Source organism: Frondihabitans sp. GW821-FHT04F02 (assembly GCF_059420045.1).
In genome coordinates, this window is sequence record NZ_JBWKSZ010000005.1 from 39,614 (window position 1) to 64,589 (window position 24,976).

23 protein-coding genes are annotated in these 24,976 nt (G+C 70.7%); 8 read left to right on the forward strand and 15 right to left on the reverse strand.

Features of this window, described 5'->3' with window-relative positions:
* The first annotated feature begins 7 nt into the window (after positions 1-7).
* Together AC07TY_RS14440 and AC07TY_RS14445 are read left to right on the forward strand one after the other, a co-directional pair.
* The gene (locus AC07TY_RS14440) at positions 8-1,546 is read left to right on the forward strand and encodes a hypothetical protein (RefSeq protein WP_494785761.1); all 1,539 of its coding nucleotides are present in this window, start codon (positions 8-10) and stop codon (positions 1,544-1,546) included.
* An 83-nt stretch (positions 1,547-1,629) separates the two neighbouring features.
* Positions 1,630-1,812, forward strand: a complete 183-nt coding sequence (locus tag AC07TY_RS14445) for a hypothetical protein (RefSeq protein ID WP_494785762.1) — start codon at positions 1,630-1,632, stop codon at positions 1,810-1,812.
* Between the two features lie 85 nt (positions 1,813-1,897).
* On the opposite strand, the gene AC07TY_RS14450 is transcribed toward AC07TY_RS14445, so the two are convergent.
* The 6 genes from AC07TY_RS14450 to AC07TY_RS14475 form a co-directional block, all read right to left on the reverse strand.
* A complete protein-coding gene (locus tag AC07TY_RS14450) occupies positions 1,898-3,136 on the reverse strand; it encodes a polysaccharide pyruvyl transferase family protein (protein ID WP_488624366.1) in 1,239 nt (412 codons plus the stop codon).
* Positions 3,133-4,149, reverse strand: a complete 1,017-nt coding sequence (locus AC07TY_RS14455) for a lysylphosphatidylglycerol synthase domain-containing protein (RefSeq protein WP_123507274.1) — start codon at positions 4,147-4,149, stop codon at positions 3,133-3,135. The genes AC07TY_RS14450 and AC07TY_RS14455 overlap by 4 nt, the downstream gene beginning before the upstream one ends.
* Positions 4,146-5,234 carry a nitroreductase family protein gene (locus AC07TY_RS14460; RefSeq protein ID WP_123507275.1) on the reverse strand — a complete coding sequence of 363 codons (1,089 nt, stop codon included), beginning with the start codon at positions 5,232-5,234 and terminating at the stop codon, positions 4,146-4,148. The genes AC07TY_RS14455 and AC07TY_RS14460 overlap by 4 nt, the downstream gene beginning before the upstream one ends.
* A 15-nt stretch (positions 5,235-5,249) precedes the next feature.
* Entirely contained in the window at positions 5,250-6,113 is an 864-nt protein-coding gene (gene rfbA, locus AC07TY_RS14465) for a glucose-1-phosphate thymidylyltransferase RfbA (protein WP_494785763.1), read from the reverse strand.
* Entirely contained in the window at positions 6,110-6,742 is a 633-nt protein-coding gene (locus AC07TY_RS14470) for a dTDP-4-dehydrorhamnose 3,5-epimerase family protein (protein WP_494785764.1), read from the reverse strand. Before AC07TY_RS14470 ends, rfbA begins: the two co-directional genes overlap by 4 nt.
* Positions 6,743-6,804: 62 nt before the next feature.
* A complete protein-coding gene (locus AC07TY_RS14475; protein WP_488624368.1) occupies positions 6,805-7,734 on the reverse strand; it encodes an aldo/keto reductase in 930 nt (309 codons plus the stop codon).
* Between the two features lie 92 nt (positions 7,735-7,826).
* Between AC07TY_RS14475 and rfbB the strand changes: the two genes are divergently transcribed.
* The 4 genes from rfbB (at position 7,827) to AC07TY_RS14495 (ending at position 13,012) form a co-directional block, all read left to right on the forward strand.
* Entirely contained in the window at positions 7,827-8,813 is a 987-nt protein-coding gene (gene rfbB, locus AC07TY_RS14480) for a dTDP-glucose 4,6-dehydratase (protein WP_123507279.1), read from the forward strand.
* 26 nt (positions 8,814-8,839) lie between these two features.
* Complete coding sequence (gene rfbD, locus AC07TY_RS14485) at positions 8,840-9,688, forward strand: dTDP-4-dehydrorhamnose reductase (protein WP_123507280.1); 849 nt, start codon at positions 8,840-8,842, stop codon at positions 9,686-9,688.
* 5 nt (positions 9,689-9,693) lie between these two features.
* Positions 9,694-11,784 (forward strand): acyltransferase family protein, encoded by a 2,091-nt coding sequence (locus tag AC07TY_RS14490; RefSeq protein ID WP_494785765.1) that lies wholly within the window; start codon positions 9,694-9,696, stop codon positions 11,782-11,784.
* An 88-nt stretch (positions 11,785-11,872) separates the two neighbouring features.
* Positions 11,873-13,012, forward strand: a complete 1,140-nt coding sequence (locus tag AC07TY_RS14495; protein WP_494785766.1) for a glycosyltransferase family 4 protein — start codon at positions 11,873-11,875, stop codon at positions 13,010-13,012.
* Positions 13,013-13,034: 22 nt separating this feature from the next.
* On the opposite strand, the gene purE is transcribed toward AC07TY_RS14495, so the two are convergent.
* The 6 genes from purE to AC07TY_RS14525 all read right to left on the reverse strand — a co-directional run bounded on the left by purE (position 13,035) and on the right by AC07TY_RS14525 (position 19,363).
* Positions 13,035-13,535 (reverse strand): 5-(carboxyamino)imidazole ribonucleotide mutase, encoded by a 501-nt coding sequence (gene purE, locus AC07TY_RS14500; protein WP_123507283.1) that lies wholly within the window; start codon positions 13,533-13,535, stop codon positions 13,035-13,037.
* Between the two features lie 87 nt (positions 13,536-13,622).
* Positions 13,623-14,765 (reverse strand): 5-(carboxyamino)imidazole ribonucleotide synthase, encoded by a 1,143-nt coding sequence (locus AC07TY_RS14505; RefSeq protein WP_494785767.1) that lies wholly within the window; start codon positions 14,763-14,765, stop codon positions 13,623-13,625.
* 2 nt (positions 14,766-14,767) lie between these two features.
* On the reverse strand, positions 14,768-16,078 hold the full coding sequence (locus tag AC07TY_RS14510; RefSeq protein ID WP_123507284.1) for a UDP-glucose dehydrogenase family protein: 1,311 nt from the start codon (positions 16,076-16,078) through the stop codon (positions 14,768-14,770).
* An 85-nt stretch (positions 16,079-16,163) separates the two neighbouring features.
* Positions 16,164-16,760: a PH domain-containing protein gene (locus AC07TY_RS14515; protein WP_494785768.1), complete on the reverse strand. Its 597-nt coding sequence runs from the start codon at positions 16,758-16,760 to the stop codon at positions 16,164-16,166.
* 3 nt (positions 16,761-16,763) lie between these two features.
* On the reverse strand, positions 16,764-17,558 hold the full coding sequence (locus AC07TY_RS14520) for a biotin--[acetyl-CoA-carboxylase] ligase (protein ID WP_488624374.1): 795 nt from the start codon (positions 17,556-17,558) through the stop codon (positions 16,764-16,766).
* Positions 17,555-19,363 (reverse strand): hypothetical protein, encoded by a 1,809-nt coding sequence (locus tag AC07TY_RS14525; RefSeq protein WP_494785769.1) that lies wholly within the window; start codon positions 19,361-19,363, stop codon positions 17,555-17,557. The genes AC07TY_RS14520 and AC07TY_RS14525 overlap by 4 nt, the downstream gene beginning before the upstream one ends.
* 58 nt (positions 19,364-19,421) lie before the next feature.
* On the opposite strand from AC07TY_RS14525, the gene AC07TY_RS14530 reads away from it, so the two are divergent.
* Together AC07TY_RS14530 and AC07TY_RS14535 are read left to right on the forward strand one after the other, a co-directional pair.
* Complete coding sequence (locus AC07TY_RS14530; protein ID WP_488624376.1) at positions 19,422-21,023, forward strand: acyl-CoA carboxylase subunit beta; 1,602 nt, start codon at positions 19,422-19,424, stop codon at positions 21,021-21,023.
* Entirely contained in the window at positions 21,020-21,256 is a 237-nt protein-coding gene (locus tag AC07TY_RS14535) for an acyl-CoA carboxylase subunit epsilon (RefSeq protein WP_494785770.1), read from the forward strand. Before AC07TY_RS14530 ends, AC07TY_RS14535 begins: the two co-directional genes overlap by 4 nt.
* A gap of 615 nt (positions 21,257-21,871) precedes the next feature.
* Here AC07TY_RS14535 and AC07TY_RS14540 read toward each other — a convergent pair.
* From AC07TY_RS14540 to AC07TY_RS14550, 3 genes are read right to left on the reverse strand one after another with little or no spacing between them, the layout of a single operon-like run.
* Complete coding sequence (locus tag AC07TY_RS14540) at positions 21,872-22,969, reverse strand: DUF8320 family protein (RefSeq protein WP_123507288.1); 1,098 nt, start codon at positions 22,967-22,969, stop codon at positions 21,872-21,874.
* On the reverse strand, positions 22,966-24,270 hold the full coding sequence (locus AC07TY_RS14545) for a sensor histidine kinase (protein WP_488624379.1): 1,305 nt from the start codon (positions 24,268-24,270) through the stop codon (positions 22,966-22,968). Before AC07TY_RS14545 ends, AC07TY_RS14540 begins: the two co-directional genes overlap by 4 nt.
* Complete coding sequence (locus tag AC07TY_RS14550; protein WP_123507550.1) at positions 24,260-24,970, reverse strand: response regulator transcription factor; 711 nt, start codon at positions 24,968-24,970, stop codon at positions 24,260-24,262. Before AC07TY_RS14550 ends, AC07TY_RS14545 begins: the two co-directional genes overlap by 11 nt.
* Positions 24,971-24,976 lie beyond the last annotated feature (6 nt).

Sequence of the window (24,976 nt, forward strand, 5' to 3'; positions counted from 1 at the left end):
CAGCCCGGTGACCACAGCCGCTCCGACCGCCGCCGCGATGCGTCCGCGCGCCGCGCGCGACCGACGGCGTGAGCACCGCGCGGTCCTCGTCGGCGTGGCACTGGTCTCGATCGGCTACCTCGCGATCACCGGCTTCGCCAGCGCCACCCTGGCCTGGACCGGCACCGTGGACAGCTACGAGCACCTCGACTACGTCTGGCAGGTCCTCCACGGCCACCTCCCCGGCCCGCTCGGCCACGAGTGGACACCGGGCGCCTACGCGAGCGAGGGCAACGACGGCCGCCAGCTCGCCTCAGCGCACCCGCCCGTCTACTACGCGGTCATGGCCGTGCTCGCCGGCCCGTTGCTCGAGTCGAGCCACTGGCACGTCGCCGTGGCCATCATCCGCGGCGCCAACACGCTCTTCGGCCTCGGCGGCCTCCTCGCGGCCGCCTGGGTCGGCTGGATGGTCGGCCGCCGCCATCGGGTGCACCTCGCGATCGCGCTCCCAGCCCTGGCCGGGGCCCCCTTCGCCTACCTCCGCTACTCGAGCGACGTGTACAACGACACCCTCGTCGCGGCCCTGTCGATGGCGGCTCTGGCGATCGCCGTGCGGCTGGTCGTCGCGGGGCCGTCCTGGCGATTCACCGTGCTGCTCGCGGTCGCCGCCGCGCTGGCGCTGGGCACGAAGGCGACTGCCGTCCTGACCGTCGGTGTTGTCGCCGTCGCCCTCGTCGCCGCCTGCATCGTGCACGCCGACCGGCGCAGCCCACTCCTCACGGCCCGCGCGGTCGTCCTGCGGCTCCTGGTGCTGGGCGGCGTCCCCGCAGCCGCATTCGGCTGGTTCTACGTCCGCAACGCGGGGCTCAGCGGCGCCTGGTACCGCTCCACCGAGGTGAGCCAGGTGAGCGGCCGCACCCGCCGGGGCCTCGTCGACGTGCTGACCGACCCCGACTACTACCTGATCATCCCGCGCGGGCTCATCGGACACGGCACCGCGGCCTTCGGCGACATCGCCGACGCGGCCTCCCTGGCGGTGTTCGCCGTGGGGGCGGGGCTGACCGTGGCGGCGGTCGTGGCGCGCAGAAAGAGGGTGCCGGAACTCGGGGCGGCCCAGTTCCTGCTCATCATCATGTTCGCGGGACACCTGCTCGGGTCGTACCTGCTCCAGCTGAGCCACTCGGTGGGCTATGGCGCCTACAACTGGCGCTACTTCCTGCCGTCGTCGCTCTCGGTCGCGCTGCTGCTCGGCACCGGGGCGTCGCTCTTCGGGCGGCGCGTCGTGGCCGTGGTCGTCCCCGTGCTCGTCGCGGTGATGTGGGCCGGGAGCTGCATCTCGTTCGTGCTCTACGCGCAGGAGCGCGGCCATAAGGTCGCTCCGACCGGCCGCGGCTTCCTGCACGACGCCGGAGCAGCCGCCTTCGCGAACGGCCTGCCCGGCTGGCTTCCGAGGCTGCTGCTCGTCCTGGCCGCCGCCTCGATCTCGGGCGTCGGTGCCGTGCTGTGGCGGTCCGTCGTCGCGCCGCACCCGGCCACCGTGCCGGTTCGCGCCTCAGTCGTCCCGTAGCGCCCTCGCGGCACCACGATCGGGCTCCGCGCCAGTCTGCCGTGACGCCGCACCACGATCGGGACTCCGCGCCAAGGAACATCGTGGCGCCCAGTCCCGATCATGGGCGGCGGCATGACGTAGCGGCTCCGCTTGCCGCGGTGCGGGTCGGCGTCGCGGTCGTCGGCGTCGTCTTCCTGCCGTCCGCGCTCATCCCGCGGCGCGCGGAGAAGTCGGCGCGCCAGTGGCCCACGATCGCGACAGTCCGGCCCACGATCGCGACATGACACCACTTCGAATCGTGGTGCCGTGTCGCGATCGTGGGTCCGGGATTGCGCGACGGGGTTCCCAGCCGCCGGACGCGCGCCGAGGCTAGAGGCCCGCCCGCACCACGTCGGCGATGAGGTCGGCCTGCTTGAGCGAGCGCGCCTTCACCTCGGGCAGGTGCGTGGACAGCTTCGCGGCGACGTCGTCCCGCGAGACGAGCAGCGCCTCGTAGCGCTCCCAGAGGTGCGTCGGCGTCAGCTTGTCGTGGCCGAACGCCCACTCCTGCAGCTCGAACATCTCGAGCACCTCCTCGTACTTGTGGCCCCAGCCGATGACGAGCGTCGGCACCGCCATGGCGAGCGACGACACCATGGCGTGGAAGCGGCTGGCGACGAAGAACGAGCAGCGGCCGATGAGGTAGCGCAGCACCTGCGAGGGCAGCTCGCGGTCGATGAAGACCACGTTCGCCTTGTCGGCGACCTTCGAGTAGATCTCGCGGCAGAGCGGGAGGTCGTTGTTGTGGGTCGCGTCGGTGCCGGTGCGGACCGAGTGCGGCACGAGCAGCAGCTTCTTGCCCGACGCGGTGACCTGGTCGATGAACGTCACCATCTGGCCGACGTAGTCGCCCTCGCGCGCGTCGACCTTCTTCTGCAGCACTACGCTGGGGCTGAGGCCCACGACGGCCTCGTCGAAGATCGACAGGTCGATGCCCGCGGAGACGGCGGCCGCCTCTTCCGAGCCGTCGAGCTCGAGCGAGAACGCGTAGTCGGCGCCGGCGAAGGTGTTGGTCAGGCGCAGCTTGTCGGCGTAGCTCTGCGTGATACGGCCGCGGGTCACGACGGTCGCCGCCTTGGGCAGGAACGTCCGGGCGACCAGCCGGTTGATGCGGTTGCGGAAGGGGCCGACGGCCTGCGCGCACTTGAACACCGGCGTGCCGACATTCAGGGCGGGCAGGATCGACGCCACGTTGTAGATCAAGAACTTCTCGCGCCCGTCGGTGAACGTGATGCCGCCCTGGTCGAGGAGCACCTGCGACTCGGCGAGGGCCTTGACGGCCTTCGAGCGGGACGTGATGAGACCGCGCAGCGGCGGCAGGAGGCGGTAGGCGAGTGCGGCCGAGTTGATGTTGACGCCGAGCGTGCGCGGGCGCGCATCGACGATCTCGAGGTTCGGGTACGTGTTCTGCTCGCGGTCTTCGCGCGGGTACATGCTCAGCAGGGTGAACTGCACGCCGGGCAGGCGCTGCTCGAGGGTCGCGATGGACGACTCGAGCATGGCGGCCGCGCCCTTGTTGCCCGAGAGCGCGGAGCCGATGACGGTGACGTGAGGGGTCGTGGAGGTCATGAGACAGATGGGCCTTTCGGGAGCGTGAGGCGCAGGGCGCCGTACTGGAGGGCGATGACGGCGTCGGCGACCGTCGACAGGAGGCGGCTGAGCACCGAGATGATGACGGCCTGGCCGCCATCGATGCCCAGGCCGACGAGGCAGACGTAGAGGACGGCCTCGCGCACGCCGATTCCCGACGGCACGAAGATGATCAGGATGCCGATGGCGCCGGCGAGGGCGTAGGCCGCCGCGAGCGGAAGCCACTGTCCCGGCGTGATGGCGGTGACGCTGGCGGCGCACAGGATGAACCCGATGCCGTTGATGACCCGCGGTGCGATGTAGGCCGCCGAGAACCCGAGGCTCTGGAGGGGGCGCAGGAAATACTGCTCGGGAAGCGGCGACTTGAGGAAGCGCTTCGACGCGATCGACATGATGCGGTGGAAGATCTGCGGCACCAGGATCGCGATCAGCGGGACCAGGACCACGACGACCCCGACCACCGTGAGCGCGTTGTTCTCGACGAGGGTCGGCCCGATGGCCAGGATCAGGATGATCGCGCTCGGCACGATCGACGCGATCTGGAGGAAGACGTTCTCGTAGATGAACGTGATCAGGATCAGCGTGCGCGGGAAGCCGTTGCGCTGCCCCCACGTGACCTTGCTCAGCACCGAGCCGATCTGCCCGGGCACGTACTTAAGCAGCCAGGACAGGTCGTGGACGGCCATCGACTGCAGGGGGCCGACATGGGCGCCCTTGTCGGAGAGCCGGTTGAGGATGGACCCCCAGAGCACGCCCGACACCGGGACCGCCAGGGCGAAGAGCACGATCGCGGCGACGTGCAGCCAGCTCAGGTGCAGGTGGGCCGCTTGGACAGCTGACCAGTTCTTCGACAGCGACCGCGCGAACAGCACGGCCACCACAGCGACCACCACGACCGTCAGAAGCCGCGAGAGGAGCTTGCGCCGCTTCTTCTTGGCCGCCTTGGCCGGATCGATCTCGGGAACGACGGCGCCGGTGGAGTCGGCCGTCACCGCGCGAGGTTGTTGTAGCTGCGGAACGTGTCGAGTTCTTTCTTCTGCGAGAACGGGACGAGTCCCTCGGGGTGCGCGTAGCCCACGGCGATCAGCATGATCACGCGGTCGGAGCCCGACAGGCCGAGGGTCTTCTGCATCTTGCGCTCGAGCGGCTCGAAGTCGGGCCAGTTGATGACGCTCGACGAGAGGCCGAGCGTCTCGAGGCCGAACATGAACGACATGGACGCGAGCGACGCGTCGACGTAGATCGCGTGGCGGTCGCGCGGGCTGAAGTAGCTCTCGAGCTTTCCGACGACGACCACGACCGTCTGGATGTTGTCGGCGTAGCCCGCGGTGCCGAACGGGATGTTCGAGACCCTCTTGACCATGGCCGGGTCGTCGAAGACACGGAACTCGTAGGGCAGGCGGTTGCACGCCGTCGGCGCCTGGCGGGCGACGAGGAGCGCCTTGTCGACGAGGTCGCGGGGCACCGGCTTGTCGTCGAAGAACCGGACCGAGCGGCGCTGGTTCGCGAGGTCGACGAGCTCGTCGTACGAGACGTTCGACGAGAGCTGCTTCGGGCGCGGCACGTTGCCGGTCGTGGAGGGCACGTAGTCGGTGCCCTCGAAGGAGGCGCGGGCGTCGTCGACGGCCTTGTCTTTTCCGGTGGCGGAGACGCGGAAGTACTCTTCGAGCACGTTGTGCGCCCAGTCCATCTCGGCGATCTCCATGGTGCCGGGCGACAGCTTGCACTGGTTGGCCGCAGCCTCGTAGAACTCGATGGTCTCGCCGATGTAGTCGCGAGCGAACACGTCTCGGCGGGGCCGCATGATGAGGCCCTTCTCGATGCGGTGGACGTTGCGGCGCAGCTCGACGCGGGTGAGGCGGTCGCGCTTCTTGTTGCGGTAGTAGTCGCGACGCCCCTGGAGGGTCGCGGCCTGCTCGCGGTTGAAGGTGATGAACGACACCAGGAAGAAGAAGTGCGTCAGGATGCGGCTCGACCCGAAGGTCTCGAGGAACGCGCGGTTGGTGTTCTCGTAGATGCGGCGGATCGAGCGGATCGCCAGAAGATCCTTGGCGATCTTCTTCAGTCTGTTCAGCATTCGTCTCCTTGAAACCTAGGCCTGCAGGAGATTCTGCAGGTAGACGCCGTAGCCGCTCTTGGCGAGCGGAGTCGCGAGGGCGGTGAGGGCCGCGTCGTCGATCCAGCCGTTGCGCCAGGCGATCTCCTCGATGCAGCCGATCTTGTGGCCCTGGCGGTCCTCGATGACGCGGACGTACTCGGACGCCTGCATCATCGACTCGAACGTGCCGGTGTCGAGCCAGGCGGTGCCGCGGTCGAGAACCTGCACCTGCAGCTCGCCGGCCTCGAGGTAGCGCTCGTTGACGGTCGAGATCTCGAGCTCGCCACGCGCGCTCGGCTCGATGGTCTTCGCGATCTCCACGATCTTGTTGTCGTAGAAGTAGAGGCCCGGCACCGCGTAGTTGCTCTTCGGCGCGGTCGGCTTCTCTTCGATCGAGACGGCCTTGAAGTCGTCGTCGAACTCGACCACGCCGTACGCCGTGGGGTCGGAGACGTGGTACGCGAAGATCGTGGCGCCCGAGACGTCGGTGTTCTTCGTGAGGCTCGTGCCGAGGCCGACACCGTGGAAGATGTTGTCGCCGAGCACCAGCGCGACGCTGTCGTCGCCGATGAAGTCCTCGCCGATGATGAAGGCCTGCGCGAGGCCGTCGGGCGAGGGCTGCACGGCGTACTCGATGCTCATGCCGAGGCTGGAGCCGTCGCCGAAAAGCGACCGGAACTGCTCGTCGTACTCGGGCGTCGTGATGACCAGCACCTCGCGGATGCCAGCCATCATCAGCGTCGAGAGGGGGTAGTAGACCATGGGCTTGTCGTAGATGGGCATCAGCTGCTTCGAGACGCCCTTGGTGATCGGCCAGAGCCGGCTGCCGGTGCCCCCGGCGAGGATGATGCCCTTCATCGGGTCTGCTCCTTCGGGGTGGTGAAGGCGGTGTTCAACGACGCGTAGTACTCGCGCATGTCAGCCCACGTCGGCAGGAGCCCGGAAGCCGCCGCCTCGGCAAGCGACGGCGCGTCGGTGTCTTTCGGCGAGAGCAGGGCCTCACCGGCCTCCTCGGGGAAGACCAGGGCGATGTCGGCGTCGAGCGGGTTGATGCCGTGCTCGCGGGGCGCGTTGAAGACGTCGGTCACGAGGTAGCTGACCGTGGCGTCGTCGGTGAGCGCCACGAAGCAGTGGCCTAGGCCCTCGGAGATGTAGATCGCCTTGCGGTCCTTGTCGTCGAGGAGCACGGTGTCCCACTTGCCGAATGTCGGCGAGCCGACGCGGATGTCGATGACGTAGTCGAGCACGGCACCGTGCGTGGCGGTCACGTACTTGGCCTGGCCCAGCGGGACGTCGGCGAAGTGGATGCCGCGCACGACGCCCCGCTTCGATACGGACGTGTTGGCCTGCCGGAGGTCGATGGGGTGACCGACCACCTCGGCGAGCTTGTCGAAGCGGTACCACTCGAGGAACACGCCGCGGTCGTCGCCGAACTGCTTGGGGGTGATCTCGTAGCTGTCTGGGATCGTCAATTCGCGGATCTGCACCCCGGAAGCCTACCCCGACGCGCCTCCTGAACGCGGTTATCCACAGCCGCCGCACCGCACCGCTAAGGCAGGAGGTGCCCCGCGGCGGTGAACAGGCGGTACCACTCCTGACGCGTCAGGGGCAGGTCGCTCCCGGCGGCCGAGTCGCGGACGCGCTGCGGGTTCGTGGTGCCGAGCACGACCTGCATGTTCGCAGGATGACGCGTGATCCAGGCGACGGCGATCGCCTCGGGCGCGACCGAGTAGGCCGCGGCGAGCTCGTCGATGACGTCGTTGAGCTCGGCGTAGTGCTCGCGGTCGCCGAGGAAGACGCCGTCGAAGAAGCCCTTCTGGAAGGGCGACCACGCCTGCAGGGTGATGTCGTTGACCCGTGAGTAGTCGAGGATGCCGTTGTCGCGGTCGATCGACTGGTCGAGGCCGTTCATGTTGGCGCTGACGCCGGCCGCGATCAGGTTGGCATGCGTGATGCTCAGCTGCACCTGGTTCACGAGGAGGGGCTGCGTCACCGACTTCTTCAAGAGCTCGACCTGCATCGGCGTGTGGTTCGAGACGCCGAACGCGGACACCTTCCCTGCGGCCTTGAGCTCGTCGAACGCGGCTGCGACCTCGTCGGGCTCGACCAGGGCATCGGGGCGGTGCAGCAGGAGGATGTCGAGGGTCTCGATGCCGAGCGCCGTCAGCGACTGCTCGGCCGACTCGACGATGTGCTCGCGCGAGAAGTCCCAGAAGCCGTCGCGGATGCCCACCTTCGACTGGATGATGACGCTCTCGCGCTCGGACGGCGACAGGGTGATCGCGTCGCCGAAACGCTGCTCGCAGACGTGCGGGGCGCCGCCGTACACGTCGGCGTGGTCGAAGAAGGTGATCCCGGAGTCGCGCGCGGCGCCCACGAGGGCGCGGATGTCGTCGTCGCTCATCTCGGTGATGCGCATCAGGCCGAGGATGATGTTCGATGCGGGGGCGGTCAGGTCGGGAAACGTCGTCGTCTTCATGTCGCCATCATGGCCCACCCCGCTCGGGGAAGGCGCAGTTCCTGCCCCCTATTATTGGACGGATCGACGCTCGCGAACCGAAAGTATTCACCATGCGCATCCTCGTCACCGGCGGAGCCGGCTTCATCGGCTCCAACTTCGTCCGGCGCACTCTGCAAGACGCCTACCCCGGCCTGGAGGGCGCCGAGGTCGTCGTCCTCGACGCACTGACCTACTCGGGCAACCTCGAGAACCTCGCCCCCGTGGCCGACTCGCCCCGCTACACCTTCGTCGAGGGCGACATCCGCGACGGCGCCCTGCTCGACACGCTCTTCCCGACCGTGGACGCCGTCGTCCACTTCGCGGCCGAGTCGCACGTCGACCGGTCGGTGCGCGACGCCTCGATCTTCGTCGAGACCAACGTGCTCGGCACCCAGCAGCTGCTCGACGCGGCCCTCCGCAACGACCTCAAGCGCTTCGTGCACGTGTCGACCGACGAGGTCTACGGCTCGATCGCCGAGGGCTCGTGGGCGGAAGACCGCCCGCTCGAGCCGAACTCGCCCTACTCGGCATCGAAGGCCGGCAGCGACCTGCTCGCGCGCAGCTACCACCGCACGCACGGCCTCAACGTGTCGATCACGCGCTGCTCGAACAACTACGGGCCGTACCACTTCCCCGAGAAGGTCATCCCGCTCTTCGTCACGAACCTGATCGACGACAAGCACGTGCCGCTCTACGGCGAGGGCAACAACATCCGCGACTGGCTGCACGTCGACGACCACACGCGCGGCATCGCGATGGTGCTCGTGTCGGGCGAGGCCGGCGAGATCTACAACATCGGCGGCGGCACCGAGCTGACGAACAAGGAGCTCACGCAGCTGCTGCTCGACGCCACCGGCAAGGACTGGTCGTACGTCGACCGCGTGCAAGACAGACTGGGCCACGACCTCCGCTACTCGGTCGACATCTCGAAGATCCAGCGCGAGCTCGGCTACGAGCCGCAGGTGCCGTTCGAGCAGGGCCTGAAAGACGTCGTGCAGTGGTACCGCGACAACCGCTCGTGGTGGGAGCCCCTCAAAGAGCGCGCGGCGCTCGCGTGAGCACCCGGCCCCTCAGTGCTCGACCGATGAAGTACCTGGTCACGGGCGCCCGAGGCATGCTCGGCACCGATCTCGTCGAGGCCCTCTTCGGCCGCGACGTGACCGTGCTCGGCCGCTCCGACCTCGACGTGACCGACCGCGACGCCGTCTTCGCGGCTGTCGAGGGCCATGACGTCGTCTTCAACGCCGCCGCCTACACCAAGGTCGACGACGCGGAGGAGCACGAGTACGAGGCTCTCGCGGTCAACGGCGTCGGCGTGCGGCTGCTCGCCGAGGCCACCGCCGAGCACGGCGCGAAGCTGGTGACCATCTCGACCGACTACGTGTTCGACGGCACGGCCACCGAGCCGTACGACGAGTACACCCCGCTCGACCCGCTGAACGCCTACGGCCGCACCAAGGCCGTCGGCGAGACCGCGGCCCTGGCCGCGAACCCCGAGGGCACCTACATCGTGCGGACCGCCTGGCTCTACGGCCAGCACGGCCCGAACTTCGCCGCCACGATGCTGAAGCTCGCCGCCGGCCGCGACACGGTCTCCGTGGTCGACGACCAGGTCGGCCAGCCCACCTGGACGGCCGATCTGGCCGCTCAGCTGGTCGCGCTGGTCGACGCCGATGCTCCGGCCGGGGTCTACCACGGCACCAACTCGGGCCGCGCGTCGTGGTTCGACTTCGCCCGCGCCGTCTTCTCCGAGGCCGGACTCGATCCGGAGCGCGTGCTGCCCACCGACAGCGCCGCCTTCGTGCGCCCCGCCGCTCGCCCCGCCTTCAGCGTGCTCGGCCACGACGCCTGGGCCGCCGCCGGCCTCACGCCGATGCGGCCCTGGCAGGAGGCCCTGGCGCAGGCGTCGGCCGAAGGCGTCTTCGCCTCCTGACGACCGTGGTCGACGCGCGGCAGCACCCTCGGGCGGCCTTCCGGCCCGAGATCCAGGTGCTCCGCGCGTTCGCCGTGGCGGCGGTGGTCGTGTACCACTTCTGGCCTGCGCGCCTTCCCGGCGGCTTCGTCGGCGTCGACGTGTTCTTCGTGATCTCGGGCTTCCTGATCACGTCGCATCTGCTTCGTGAGCTCGCATCGACCGGTCACGTCCGGCTCGCGTCGTTCTGGGCGCGGCGGGCGAGGCGCCTGCTGCCGGCGTCCCTGCTCGTGCTCGCGGTCACGGCCCTGGCGACGCTCGCCCTCGTGCCGCGCGCCTACTGGCAGCAGACGTTCCGCGAGATCGTCGGGTCGGCGCTCTACGTGCAGAACTGGGTACTCGCCGGCGACTCGATCGACTACCTCGCCAGCTCGAACGCGGCCTCCCCCGTGCAGCACTTCTGGTCGCTCTCGGTCGAAGAGCAGTTCTACCTCGTCTGGCCAGTGCTCCTCCTGATCGTCGCCGTGTGGGCGGGGCGGGGCCGGCGGGCGGCGGGTCGCGAGCACCGCGTCGTGTGGCGCGCCGGCGTCGTGCTCGGAGCCGTCGCGGTCGCGTCCTTCGCCTGCTCGGTCGTCCTGACCCGCAGCTCCCCCGGCCTCGCCTACTTCGCCACGACGACCCGGGCGTGGGAGTTCGCCGCCGGAGGCCTCCTCGCCGTGGCGGCAGCACGAGCTGCCGAACCACCGGTCTCAGGAACTCCGGCCCCCGCCGTCCCCCTCCGCACCGTCGCCGCCTGGGCGGGCGCGGCCCTCCTCGCGGCGTCCCTCGTGCTGATCGACGGAGCGACGCCGTTCCCCGGCGTCGCCGCCGCCCTGCCCGTGGCCGGCACGCTCCTCGTCATCGCCGCCGGCTCCGCCCCCTGGTCGCCGTCCGCGCTCCTCGCTCGCCGACCCGTCCTCGTGCTCGGCGACCTCTCGTACTCGGTGTACCTCTGGCACTGGCCGGCCCTCGTCGTGCTGGGGTTCCGGCTGGGCGACGGCCTCACCTGGCCGCTCAAGCTCATCTGCCTCGTCGGAGTGCTGGGCCTCGCCTGGCTGAGCGCCCGGTTCGTCGAGAACCCGGCGCGCCGCGCGCGGTTCCTGACCACTGCGCGACCCCGGCGCACCTTCGCCGCCCTCGCGGTCGCCGTCGCCGTCGTGGCCGTCCCCGTGGCCGTCGGCGGCGCCGTGCTGCAGCGGCAGGCGACGGATGCCGTCGCAGCCGCGCAGGCGCAGGCGGGCGCCGGGAGGCCCTGCTTCGGAGCGGCGGCCCTCGACCCCGGCGCATCGTGCGGTGCGCCCCCGGCGACGCTCAGCCCCGACCCGGCGCTGGCCGCCGACGACCTCCCGCCGGCCTACGAGCAGGGACGCCGCTGCCTGCCGCCCGAGTCGTCGACCGCCGTCGTGGCGTGCACCTCGGGCTCCGGGTCCGTCCGGGTCGCCCTCGTCGGCGACTCGCACGCCGCGAGCTGGGAGCCGACGATCCGCGCGGCCGGCGCGACGCGCGGCTGGTCGCTGACCACCTACCTGCACTCGGGCTGCCCGTTCACGACCATCACCGAGTCGAACCCGAACCCGACCTACGTCGCGGCGTGCACCACCTGGAACACGACGCTCGCGGCGACGCTCGCCGACGACGAGCCCTTCGACATCGTGTTCGTCTCGCACTCGCAGCACGTGCCCGATTCCGCTGCCGCGGCGGCGGCCGAGGTCCGCGGTTACTCGGAGGCGTGGCAGCCCCTGCTGAGCCGAGGAACCCGGGTGATCGCGATCGCCGACACCTCACGGGCTCCGGCCGACGCGCAGGCGTGCCTCGAGACGCACGCGACCGACCCGGCTTCCTGCTCTCTGAAGAAGGCGGACGCGTATCTCGCGCCGGACGCCATGCTGGCCTCCGTCGAGTCGACCGACGGGGCAGAGGCCATCGATCTGACCGACCGGGTCTGCCCCGGCGACACGTGTCTCACGGCGATCGGCGGCGTGGTCGTCTACCGCGATACGCACCACCTGACGGCCACCTACGCGCGCACTCTCGGGCCGGCCCTCGGCCGTGCGTTCGACCGGCTCGCGACCGGGTAGCGCCGCGCCACAGCAACCCCCAGGTTGGCGGTCGGCGGGCTGATACTGTCGACTCGCCCATCCCGTCGAGCGTCCTGAGGAGTTCGCCATGCTGACCCTCCGCGTCGTGGTCGACCAGATCCTGGCACCGGTGCCCGGCGGCATCGGCCGCTACACCGAAGAGCTGACCCGCGAGCTCATCGCGACCGCCCCGCGCGGCTGCGACGTCGAGGGGATCGTCGCTGCGCACCCGCAGGAGGCCTACGACCGGCTCGACGACAAGCTCCCCGGGCTCGCCGGCATGTACCGCTCCGTGCTCGGCCGCCGCGAGCTGTCGATCGCCTGGCAGACCGGCGTGATCGGCCTCCCCGGCCGTGGCATGGTGCACGGCACGAGCCTGATGACGCCGCTCTACAAGCACGATCGCGAGCTGGCGCCGGCCACCCAGACGGCCGTGACGATCCACGACACCGTGCCGTGGACCAACCCCGACACCCTCACCGCGCAGGGCGTCCGCTGGCACAAGGCCATGGCGAAGCGCGCGTACCGGTTCGCCGACGCGGTCGTCGTGCCGACCCACGCGGTCGCCGGCGAGCTGTCCGAGCTCTTCCCCTTCGGCGACCGGCTGCGCGTCATCGGCGGCGCCGTGTCGACCGACCTGGCCACCCCGCCCGACGCCGATGCGATCGCCGACGAGCTCGACCTGCCTGAGCGATACATCCTGAGCGTCGGAACCCTCGAGCCGCGCAAGGGCATCGAGCCGCTCCTCGAGGCGCTCGCCCACCCGGACGCCCCCGACGTGCCGCTGCTCATCGTCGGCCCTCCCGGCTGGGGCGACGTCAGCGTCGACTCCGTCGTCGCCCGACTCGGCCTCGCACCCGACCGCGTGCGCGTTCTCGGCCGCGTGCCCGACGCGTCGCTCGCCGTGCTGCTGGAGCGCGCCTCCGTCTTCGTGTTCCCCTCGCTCGCCGAGGGCTTCGGCCTCCCGCTCGTCGAGGCGTTCAGCTTCGGCACGCCGGTCGTCCACTCCGACGCGCCCGCGCTCGTCGAGGTCGCCGCGGGCGCCGGCGTCATCGTGCCTCGCGACGACGCGGCAGGGTACCCCGAGCGGCTCGCGCAGGCGCTCTTCCAGGTCGTCATCGACACCGACCTCGCCGCCCGTCTCGGGGTCGCAGGGCTCGACCGGGCGCGCGCCTTCAGCTGGCGCGACTCGGCCGAGAAGGTGTGGCAGCTGCACGCCGACCTCTAGGGGCGGCGCGGGGCTTCGCAGCCTAGAGCGACGCCTTCAACCGCGCGTTCTTCTCCTCGACGAGCTCCGCGAGCCCGGTCGCGTAGTCGGCGAGCCGCGCCGAGATCGCGGGGTCGAACGCCCCGAGGATCCGCGCCGCCAGGATGCCCGCGTTGGCCGCCCCGCCGATCGACACCGTCGCGACGGGGATCCCGGCCGGCATCTGCACGATCGAGAGCAGCGAGTCGAGCCCGTCGAGCTTCGCCAGCGCGACCGGCACCCCGATCACCGGAAGGGTCGTGAGCGACGCCAGCATGCCCGGCAGGTGGGCGGCACCGCCGGCGCCGGCGATGATGACACGGATACCGCGGCCGGCCGCCTCGCGCCCGAACGACACCATCTTGTCGGGGGTGCGGTGCGCCGACACGACCTCGACCTCGAACGCGATGCCGAACTCCGTGAGGATGTCGGCGGCGGACTTCATGGTCGCCCAGTCGGAGTCGCTCCCCATGACGAGGGCGACGACGGGGGCTTCTGCGTTCATCTCAGGCACTCCTCCAGCCTAGCGAGCCGGCCCTCCTCGAACTCGCTCGACGAGACAGAGCGCGGGCGCAGGAACTCCCGGCCCCGTCTACCCCTCGAAGTGCGCCGCGGCGGCCCGCGCCGCGACCACCACGTCGTCGAGCTCCGCACCGGTCGCCGTCACGTGACCCACCTTGCGGCCCGGCCGCGGCTCCTTGCCGTAGTCGTGCACTTTGGCGCCGGGCTCGTCGGCCATGAGCGCCGGCAGGCGGTCGGCCATGCTGCCCGTGGCAGGGCCGCCGAGGACGTTGACCATGACCGACCACGCGGCGTGCGGCGTCGTGTCGCCGAGCGGCAGGTCGAGCACGGCGCGCAGGTGCTGCTCGAACTGGCTGGTGATCGAGCCGTCGATCGACCAGTGGCCGGTGTTGTGCGGGCGCATCGCGAGCTCGTTGATGAGCAGGCGGTCGTCGGTGGTCTCGAAGAGCTCGACGGCGAGGACGCCGGTGACGTCGAGCTGGGCGGCGACGGTCGTCGCGATCTCGGCGGCCGTCTCGGCGACGCGACCGGTCGAGCGCGGGGCCGGGGCGATGACCTCGGCGCAGACGCCGTCGCGCTGGATCGACTCGACGACGGGCCACGCGACGATCTGGCCGCTGGGGCGCCGTGCCACCGACTGAGCGAGCTCGCGCCGGAACTCGACGAGCTCTTCGGCGAGCAGCGCGCCGCCGGTCGACGGGTCGGCGAGGCTGGCGAACCAGTCGGCGACCTCGTCGGGCGACGACACGACGCGGACGCCCTTGCCGTCGTAGCCGCCGCGCGCGGTCTTCACGACGGCGCGGCCGCCGTGGTCGGCGAGGAAGGCGCTGAGATCGCCGGGCGTCTCGAGCCGCGCCCAGTCGGGCACCGGCAGGCCGAGGCCGGCCAGGCGCTCGCGCATGACCAGCTTGTCTTGCGCGACGAACAGGGCCTCGGGCTTCGGGTGGACGGCGACGCCGGCCTCGACGAGGGCCGCGAGCACGTCCTGCGGCACGTGCTCGTGGTCGAAGGTGATGACGTCGACGTCGCGCGCGAACGCAAGCACCGTCTCGGCGTCGTGGTAGTCGCCGACGGCGGTCGCCGCCAGGCGGGCCGACGAGCCCTCCGTCTCGGCGAGGACGCGGATGTCGAGGCCCAGGTGGACGGCCGGGGGCACCATCATCCGGGCGAGCTGGCCGCCGCCGATGACGCCGACGCGCAAGGAGGCAGCCACGGCTACGGGCGTCCCAGCCCGCGGACCTCGAAGCCGGCGGCGCGCCAGGCGACGGCGTCCAGGCAGTTCCTGCCGTCGACGACGCGCTTGCCCGCGACGACCGACGCCACGGCAGCGGGGTCGAGGTCGCGGAACTGCTGCCACTCGGTGAGCACCAGCACGGCCTCGGCGCCCTCGATGGCCTCGTCGACCGAGTCGACGACGGTGAGGTCGGGGTGGCTGCGGAGGGCGGTGTGCTTGGCCTCGGGGTCGTACGAGCGCACGTCGGCGCCCGCTGCGACGAGCTTCTCGACGACGTCGAGAGCCGGAGAGTCGCGCACGTCGTCGGAGTTCGGCTTGAAGGCCAGGCCCAGCACGCCGATCTTGACGCCCTGAAGGTCGCCGACGAGTTCGCGCGTCAGAGTGACGACGCGCTCCCGGCGGCGGAGGTTGATGGCGTCGACCTGGCCGAGGAACGACAGCGTGTCGGTCAGGCCGAGCTCGTCGCCGCGGGCGCGGAAGGCGCGGATGTCTTTGGGCAGGCAGCCGCCGCCGAAGCCGAGGCCGGCGTTGAGGAACTTGCGGCCGATGCGCGCGTCGTGGCCGATCGCGTCGGCGAGCTGGGTGACGTCGGCGCCGGTGGCCTCGGCGACCTCGGCCATGGCGTTGATGAACGAGATCTTGGTCGCCAGGAACGCGTTGGCCGACACCTTGACGAGCTCGGCGGTGGCGTAGTCGGTGACGATGCGCGGGGTGCCGGTCGCGAGCGCCGTCGCGTAGACCTCGTCGAGCACCTCGGTCGCCTTCTCGCCGGCGTCGCCCGAGGGCACGCCGTAGACGAAGCGGTCGGGCGCCACGGTGTCTTGCACCGCGAAGCCCTCGCGCAGGAACTCGGGGTTCCAGGCGAGCGACGCCCCCGCCCCCGACCCCTCGACCACTGCCGCGAGCCGCGCCGCCGTGCCGACCGGCACGGTGGACTTGCCGACGACGAGGTCGCCCTCGCCCAGGTGCGGCAGGAGGCCGTCGACGGCCGCGTTCACGTACGTCAGGTCGGCGTTGAAGCTGCCCTTCGTCTGAGGTGTGCCGACGGCGACGAAGTGCACCGTCGCGTCGTCGGCGGCCGCCATGTCGGTGGTGAAGCGCAGGCGCCCCGTGGCGATGGCGCGCTCGAGCACCTCGGGCAGACCCGGCTCGAAGAACGGGGCCCGGCCGGCCTGGAGCTCGGCGATCTTGGCTTCGTCGACGTCGATGCCGACGACGTCGTGGCCCAGCTCTGCCATGCAGGCAGCGTGGACGGCTCCGAGATAACCACATCCGATGACTGAAATACGCACGCTACGACAGTACTGGACGTCCTCTGACAATCGCGTCAGGGCACCTGCGACGCGCTAGGCCGACGCCCGCTCGGCCCGACCTCCGCTACTGCCAGACAGGCGGACCGCCCTGCTGCGCGGACTGCTCCTGCTGGCGCATGCGCGCGACGGCGCTGAGGTTCTGCTCCATCAGGTCGTGCAGGGTCGACTGCACGAGGTCGGCGGTGGGGACGTCCCACAGCACGACGGGCCGGTCGAGACCGGTGTTGATGAGCACGTCGCCCGAGCCGAACAGGCTCTGCACCGCGTTCTTGCGGACGGTGAGGTCGTAGCCGCGCGTGTGCATGAGCTCCTGCCGGGTGCGCACGAACAGGCCGCGCCGGATCACGATCCGCCGCGTCGTGATCGTGTAGTGCCGGCCGAGCCACGCGAGCAGCGGCAGCAGCCAGACCAGCGCGATCAGCACCAGCGCGGCGATCGGCAGGGCGCTGTTCATCCACGGCTCGGGCAGGGTGCCCCCGAAGAAGCCCGTCGCGGCGCAGATCGCGATCAGCAGGACGGATGGCCAGAACAGCACGCGCGAGTGCGGCCGCAGGCGTGCGATGACCTCCTCGCGGGCCGGCTCGCCGGCGCCCTGCGGCTGCTCGCCTGACTCCGCGGGCGCGCCGAACGCCGCGAACGGGTTCGGCTCAGCGGACGACATGGGTCATTCATACCTCAGGTGCGTGACGTCCCCGGCGGCCACGGCCACCTCGGCGCCGGAATCATCCTTGCGGACGACGATCCGCCCCGTCTCGTCGAGACCGGTCGCGGTGCCGTGCATCATCTCGCCGCCGGGCAGCTCGACCCGCACCCGCCGCCCGACGGTGTCGCACTGGGCCTCGACGACGGAGCGCACGTCGCCGCCTCCGGCGAGCAGGTCGACGAGCCGGCGCAGCTCGATCAGGTAGGCGGCGAAGACGGCGTCGGCGATCTCCTCGGCGCTCCCGGCGGCGCCCTCGATCGCGAGCGACGTCGAGGTCGGCGTGGGCAGGGCGTCGGGAGGGATCGTCAGATTGATGCCCGACCCCATGACGACTGCCGCAGGAACTCCGGACTCCCAGACGAGGTCCGCCAGCAGGCCCGACACCTTCCGCCCCGACACCTGCACGTCGTTCGGCCACTTCAGCGTCACCGACCGCTCCGGCAGGAGGTCGGCCACGGCCGTCCGGAGCGCGGCGCCGGCGAGCAGCGAGAACCAGCCCCACGCGTCGACGGGGAGCACGTCGCCCGATGGCGTCCGCGGCCGCAGCAGGACGCTGGCGGCGAGGCTCTGGCCGGCGGGCGCCTGCCACGAGCGGTCGAGGCGGCCTCGGCCCGACGTCTGGGCGAACGATGCGATGACGGCGAAGTCGGGGAGCCCGGGCGCGGCCTCGACGAGGTCGGCGTTGGTCGAGCCCGTCGTCGCGCGCAGGTCGACGACGGAGGCGACGCCTCGGGTGATCGGCAGGATCCCGCTCACGACGTCACCCCGAGCCCGCGCAGGGCGGCCTGCACCCGCGCGCTCCGCGTGACCGCCTCGGTCAGCCGCTGCTCGGCGGCGGTGCCGCGGTAGTCGTAGATCGCGAACCGCCCGCAGCGGACGATCTCCTTCGGCGTGCCGAGATCGGTCACGGTGTCTCCCCAGTAGTCCAGGTGGCCGTTGTCGTCGGGTTGCTCGGCCACGACCACGTAACCTACCCGGGCGCTCTCGGCGGGAGCCAGGTTGGCCAGCCATGGGTACACCGACAGGTCGGAGTTGACCTGCACCAGCTCGACCCCGTCGCCGGCGTAGGCCTGCAGCCCGCGGACCGTCCAGAACTGGCCGGCACCGGAGATTCCGTCGCGCGCGGCCCCCGAGGCCGTCGCCCACTGCGTGAGGCACGAGGCCCCCGGCACGGCCGGGTCGGCGGCGGCGCGGGCCACGGCAGTTCCTGCGCCCGCTCCCGTCGCGACGAGGGCCGCCGCCAGCACCCCGGCCCCGATGGCCCCGAAATTCAAGGAGAAACCAGGCCGGCGGCGCGCAACCACGGGCATCTCGGCCCGTCGCTGCAAAACTCTCCTTGAAATTCGGGAGGCGGGGCGGAGGGAGGCGGGGCGGAGGGAGGCAGGGCGGAGGGAGGCAGGGCGGAGGGAGGCAGGGCGGAGGGAGGGCGGGCGGAGGGAGGGCGGGCGGAGGGAGGCAGGGCGCGGCGCAGCGGCGAGTACGACGACCATCGCGACCAGCGGCACGACCACCAGCGGCTCCGCATACCGGGTAGAGATGCTGCCGATCACCAGCAGCCCCGCCGGCACCACCGCGACGGTCGCCGACCCGATCAGCAGAGCCAGCGTCCGTGCCGACCGCTCGCGGCGCGCGAGGGCGACCACGGTCGCGACGACAGTCCCGGCGATCAGGACGGCCGCGAGCACCAGCTCGACGAACCCGCCGAGCGTCTGCGCCTGAGTCAGGAGGGTCTGCCGCGCGAAGGCGAGGCTCGTCGCCTGGCCGTCCCAGCGAAAGTACTCCTCCTTCTGCGCGATCAGGAACCTCGAGAGCGGAGTCCTGCCGGCGTAGCCGAGGCCGCTCCCGGCGATCAGGACGCCGGCCGCCAGCAGCGCGCGACGCCAGCGGCTGTGGCGCACGAGCGCGAATGCGGCGAGCGCGAGCGCCATCGGCGCGGTGCCCCACAGCACGAAGAGCGGGTTCGAGAAGGTGGCGAGCGCGGCGACGATCAGGAGGGCGGCGGGCGGCCGGTTCCTGCGCCCGTGCCCCGCGCTGATCTGCAGCACGAGGCCGATCGCCGCCACCAGCGCCAGGAGCGTACCCGAGTAGTACGTGGTCGTCAGAAAGAGCGACGCGATCTCGCCCGTGTTGCCGCCCGGCCGCGACTCGAGCAGGCAGGCGGCGGTGAAGACGGCGACTCCGGCGAGGGCCGCGAGCACGGCGCGAGGCCGCGACCGTGTCACCCGGCCCGCGACGAACCGCAGCAGGGCGTAGAGCAGCACCACGTTCAGGACGCCGTTCAGCAGCAGCGCACCCGCGACGCCCCGGGTGACGGCCGCCGACGCGAGGTAGAGCGGCAGTTCCGGAAAGGCGAACAGCACCGGCGACATGCCCCACTGGAACGCCTCGCCGCGCTCGACCGACCGCACCAGCAGAGGCAGCAGCACGCTGTCGCCATCCGAGAGCAGCAGGGCCCGCTTGGCTCCCGACACCGCGTGCCCGAGGGCGATCAGGGCGCAGGAACTCGCGAGAAGCACGCCGAGCACCTCGATCGCGGCGCTGCGCAGTCGGATCGGGGCCACCCCGGCACACTAGCCGCTCTGCCCGGCCGTCAGGCGCCGGTTGGTTAGAGTTGTCGCCGTGACCGACGAAACCCCCACGACCGACCGCCTCTCCTCCACCGCCGGCAGAGTCGCCGACCTCCAGCAGAGGTTCGACGACGCCGTCACCGCCCCCGAGGCGATCGCGCAGGAGAAGCAGCACAAGCGCGGCAAGAAGACGGCGCGCGAGCGCATCGAGGGCCTGCTCGACCACGGCTCGTTCGTCGAGCTCGACGAATTCGTCCGTCACCGCACCACAGCCTTCGGCATGGATGCCAAGCGCCCCTACGGCGACTCCGTCGTCACCGGCACCGGCACCATCGGCGGGCGCCAGGTCGCGATCTACTCGCAGGACTTCACCACGTTCGGCGGATCGCTCGGCGAGGTCGCCGGCGAGAAGATCATCAAGGTCATGGAGCTCGCGATCAAGACCGGCGTGCCGATCATCGGCATGCTCGACTCGGGCGGCGCGCGCATCCAGGAGGGCGTCGTCGCGCTCGGCAAGTACGGCGAGATCTTCAAGCTGAACACCGCGGCCTCGGGCGTAATCCCTCAGATCTCGATCATCATGGGCCCGGCGGCCGGCGGTGCGGTCTACTCCCCCGCGCTCACCGACTTCGTCATCATGGTCGACAAGACCAGCCAGATGTTCGTCACCGGCCCCGACGTCATCAAGACCGTCACTGGGGAGGACGTCGGCTTCGAGGAGCTCGGCGGCGCCCTGACCCACAACAAGATCTCGGGCGTCTCGCACTACCTCGCCTCCGACGAGGACGACGCGCTCGACTACGTCGCGGCCCTGCTGTCGTACCTGCCCGACAACAACCTCACCGACGCCCCGGTGTTCGACGTGGCTCCCGAGATGGAGATCACCGACGCCGACCGCACGCTGAACACGCTCATCCCCGACTCTCCGAACCAGCCGTACGACATGCTCACCGTCATCGAGCACATCGTCGACGACGGCGAGTTCCTCGAGGTGCAGCCGCTGTTCTCTCCGAACATCGTCATCGGCCTCGGCCGCGTCGAGGGCCGCTCGGTCGGCATCATCGCCAACCAGCCGAACGTCATGGCCGGCACGCTCAACATCGACGCCGGAGAAAAGGCCGCGCGCTTCGTGCGCTTCTGCGACGCGTTCTCGATCCCCATCCTCACGCTCGTCGACACCCCCGGATTCCTGCCCGGTACCGACCAGGAGTGGACCGGCATCATCCGCCGCGGCGCCAAGCTCCTCTACGCGTATGCCGAGGCCACCGTGCCGCTGGTCACCGTCATCACCCGCAAGGCGTACGGCGGGGCCTACATCGTCATGGGCTCGAAGCAGCTCGGCGCCGACATCAACCTCGCGTGGCCGACCGCCGAGATCGCCGTGATGGGCGGCCAGGGCGCCGTCAACATCCTCTACCGGTCGGAGATCAAGCGGGCGACGGACGCCGGCGAAGACGTCTCTGCCGTCCGCACCAAGCTCGCGAACGACTACACGTACAACGTGGCGTCGCCGTTCCTCGCGGCGGAGCGCGGCGAGCTCGACGGCATCGTCGAGCCGGCCGCCACCCGCACCGCCGTCATCAAGGCCCTGCGTGCCATGCGCACCAAGCGGGCGTCGCAGCCGGCCAAGAAGCACGGGAACATCCCACTGTGAGCGAGCAGTCCTCTCCGCCCGACGACCCGACCATCCGCGTCGTCTCCGGCAACCCGACCGCGGAGGAGCTCGCGGCCGTCACGGCCGTGCTCAGCGCGTTCGCGGCCGAAGCCGAGGCCGAGAGCGCCGCGCGTCGTGTCCCGGAGGGCCAGACCGGCTGGGCCGAGTCGCAGCGCGCGCTCCGCACGCCGCTTCGCACGGGGCCCGGGCAGTGGACGCGGCACAGCGCCTGATCGACACAGGGTTTGATCGACACAGCGCCTGATCGACGACACAGCGCCCAGGTACCCCGTTTCGGTCGTCCTTGGTGAGTTCGTACCCCGAAATTCGCATTCTTTTCGATCATGTGCGGCAGACATCCCCACAACGGGGGGGCATCGGGTCGAAACGAACCGGACTGTCTGCCCCCCGGTGTCCCCCTAAATGACGACTTTTGGCAACACGCTCAGTTCGGCATTATTACTTGTGCTAGGTGTCTCTCTCAGAGTTACACCACCGAACAGGGGCCGCCACGCGGCCAGGGCTTACTAGGGTAAGCAAGCCTGTGACTGTTCGGGGGCGAGTCAGGGTGATATTCGGGTTGTCGCCCTGACTCGGGGGTTTTGCGAAGGGCCGGACTGGGTGTCCGGCCCTTCTGCAGTTAAGCGGCACGCTCGGGCGGGTGCCGCTTCGCGGGGTCCACCCCAGCCCCGCCGGATCGGCACAGCCCCGCCGTCGCCGCGCCGGGATCGTGCCGTTCCGTCGGGCTTACCGCCCGGCGGCGGCAGTGGCGGCGGGCTCGGGGCGGGTGGCGGCGGCGGTGTCGGGGGCGGCGCCGAGGTCGGCGGGGCTCCCGAGTTCCTGCGCGATCAGGCGTCTACGGCGTCAGCGGGCACGGACGAGCGCGGGATCTGCAGCCACAGGCTGACCTCGTCTTCGTCGTCGTCGTCTTCGTCGTCATCGAAGTCCTCGCCGTCGGCGTTCGACGAACCGAGCGCGCTCGACTGGAGGTCTTCGGAACTGAGGCCGACGACGGTCACGGCGTACTCGCTGCCGGGAGCCACCGTGCGGATGATGAGGCGGTCGGCCGATGAGTCGCGGATCGCGCTGGCGAGGGCGGCGTGGACGCGGGCGAGCTCGCCGTCTTCGAGGTCGTCGATCCCGCCCTCGTCGAGCAGGCTGACGATGGTGCCGCGGCGGCGCGCTGCCATGACCTCGTGGCGCACGTCGTCGCTGAGCAGCCGGCGTCCGCGGATCTCGTCGCGGATCGCCCCCTCGAGGTTCAGGCACTCCTGGCGTTCGGCCTCGGTGAGGTCGCCACCCGCGGCGACGATGCGCTGCAGCATGGGGCGGGCGGTGCGGCCGGTCTGGAGCAGCCGGAACTGGCGCTCGTTGACGTGGGCCTCCTGAGCGGCCTGCCAGTCGGCGGCCTCCTGCTCGGCCCGGATGAACTCGCGGGTGTCTCGGCTGGCGCGCGCCAGCGTGACCTGCAGAGCGTGTGAGATGCCGACCCAGCTCACGCTGCCGACCACGCCGAGGCTGGCGACGTCGGCGAAGGTGCCGCTCCAGACAACCGAGTGCACGACGAGGAATCCGACACCGGCCCAGGCGAATCCGTGACGGCGACGGGTCGACACGATGACCATGAGGGTGCCGACGGCGGCGACGTACCAGGTGGCGTAGCCGTTGCCGCCGGGGCGGTGCGGGTCGAGCTGCGACGCGACGGCGAGCGGAAGGATGATCGAGACGGCGAGGCACAGGCATGCGATCCACACCGGCATGGTGAGGCTCTTCGACTTGTTCGGGTAGAGCGCGACGATCGTCGCCGCGGCGTAGAGCGCCATGCAGATGAGCACCGGCACCGGGTTGCGCGGCACCTCGAGCGACACGAAGGCCAGCAGCAGGTGGTACAGCGAGAAGATGCCGGCGAGGCCGATAGGCAGCCAGCGGGGAAGCTTGACGTTCACGAGATCTCCTGCTGGACGGTTGCGTGCTCGGGGATCGAGCGCTCGGGGATGGATTCGGCGGCGTCTGGCTCTTCGGCTCGCGGCGCCTGCCGCGGCCAGACCAGGTCGATGACCGTGCCGGAGCCGGTCTTGGTGTGGATGGTGGCCTCGCCGCCGGCGTTCGACAGCCGCTCGGTGATCGAGACGCGGACTCCGAGCCGTTCGCCCGGGACGGCTGCCGGGTTGAAGCCGGAGCCGGTGTCGCCGACCTCGACTCGCACCCGGCCGCCGGCCCACTTGAGGCTCACCCACCGCGACACGTCGTCGCCGCCGGCGTGCTGGACGCTGTTGACCACGGCCTGGACGGCTGCCGAGTAGAGCGCCTCAGCGGCCCCGGCCGGGATGGAGTGGTCGTCGAGGCCTTTCGAGCTCACCTCGACCTCCGCGCCGAGCCCGTCGATCAGGACCTCGATGCGCTCCTGCATCGACGTCAGCGACGTCGACGACTCGTCGAACGGGGTGACGCTGGCCGAGGTGGTCAGGTGCGACATCGCGTTCCGGGCCATCGTCGTGGCCAGCGCCATCTCGTCGGGCGAGTAGGCGCGCGCCGCCGAGATGAAGGTCGTCAGGACGCTGTCGTGGACGATCGCGTCGACCTGCACGCGCTCGAGCTCGGTCGCGTGCTCGCGGATGGCTCCCGAGTACCGCGCGACCGCCATGTTCTGGGCTCCGTCCACTGCGGCGGACGCCTGCCGCAGCAGGATGATCAGGATCAGGACGGCACCACCGAGGATCACCGAGTAGATCGTGTCGAGCGAGGCCCAGAACGGCAGGAGGCCGCCGCCCGATGGCGTGAGCTCGATGAGGCCGTAGATCGTCGGCGCCAGGATCAGGTAGACGGTGGCGATCCAGCGCGAGAAGGCGATGGCGGCGGCCGAGGTCGCGACCGAGATGAGGTAGTACAGCCAGGGCGACTGGGGCAGGACGGTCGTCGGGTCGCGCACGGCGAGCGGCCAGGTCACGAGCGCGACCAGGAACGAGATCGCGACGAACGCGGCCGCGGTCTCGATGCCGCGCATGAAGACGCTCGCCACGCCCACGGCGAGGATGCCGCCGAAGACGGCGATCGAGATGATCCAGCCCCAGGCGGGCTGCATGCTGCCCTGCTGCGCGATCAGGGAGGGGATCGACTGGAGGCCGAAGACGATCCCGAGTGCGGCTAGAGCGCGCGCGAAGATCTTGTCGAGCAGCGGGCCGCTGATCGGGTTGCGTGTGGGCCTCGGTCGGAACGCAGGAACGGAGGAGGCTCCGTCAGCGGCCATCGCCGCCGTCCGCATCGAGCCCGGGCAGGATTCCGTCTTCGACGGCCCGGCGCAGGAGGTCGACCTTCGTCGGGGCCGGGCGGCCGACCTCGACGTACTTCACGCGGATGCGGTCGAGGTACTCGCGCGCGGTCGAGTAGCCGATGCCGAGCTGCTGGGCGGCCAGCTTGAGCGGCAGACCCGATGCATAGAGGTGCAGGATCTCGCGCTCCCGCCGCCCGAGCTGCGCCTTGGCGAAGTCACGGTCGGCGTCGATCGCGCTCGCCCACTCGAGGTTGTTCAGGACGTCGCCGCGGGCGACGGTCGCGACGGCGGCCATGACGGTCTTGGTCGCGGACGACTTCGGGATGACACCGGCGGCGCCTGCGGCCAGCGCCTCGCGGACCGATGCGACGCGGTCGGCGATGCTGTGGACGAGGACGGCCGAGCCGGTCGCCTGCACGCGCTTGACGTTCTCGGTGACGGTCGAGCCGTCGCCGAGGGAGAGGTCGAGCACCACGACGTCGACCTCGCGCCCGGCGAGGTTGTCGACGAACTCCTGGACGCCGGCCGCCGTGAGGATCACGGTGAAGCCCTCGTTCTGGCACGCCGCCTGAATGCCGAGGCGCACCGACTCGTGGTCGTCGACGATGGCGACGCGGACGGGAGCGGCGCTCCGGGGTGTGGGAGCGTTGCTCGGGTCAGTCGTGGTTTCTGGCACGATCAT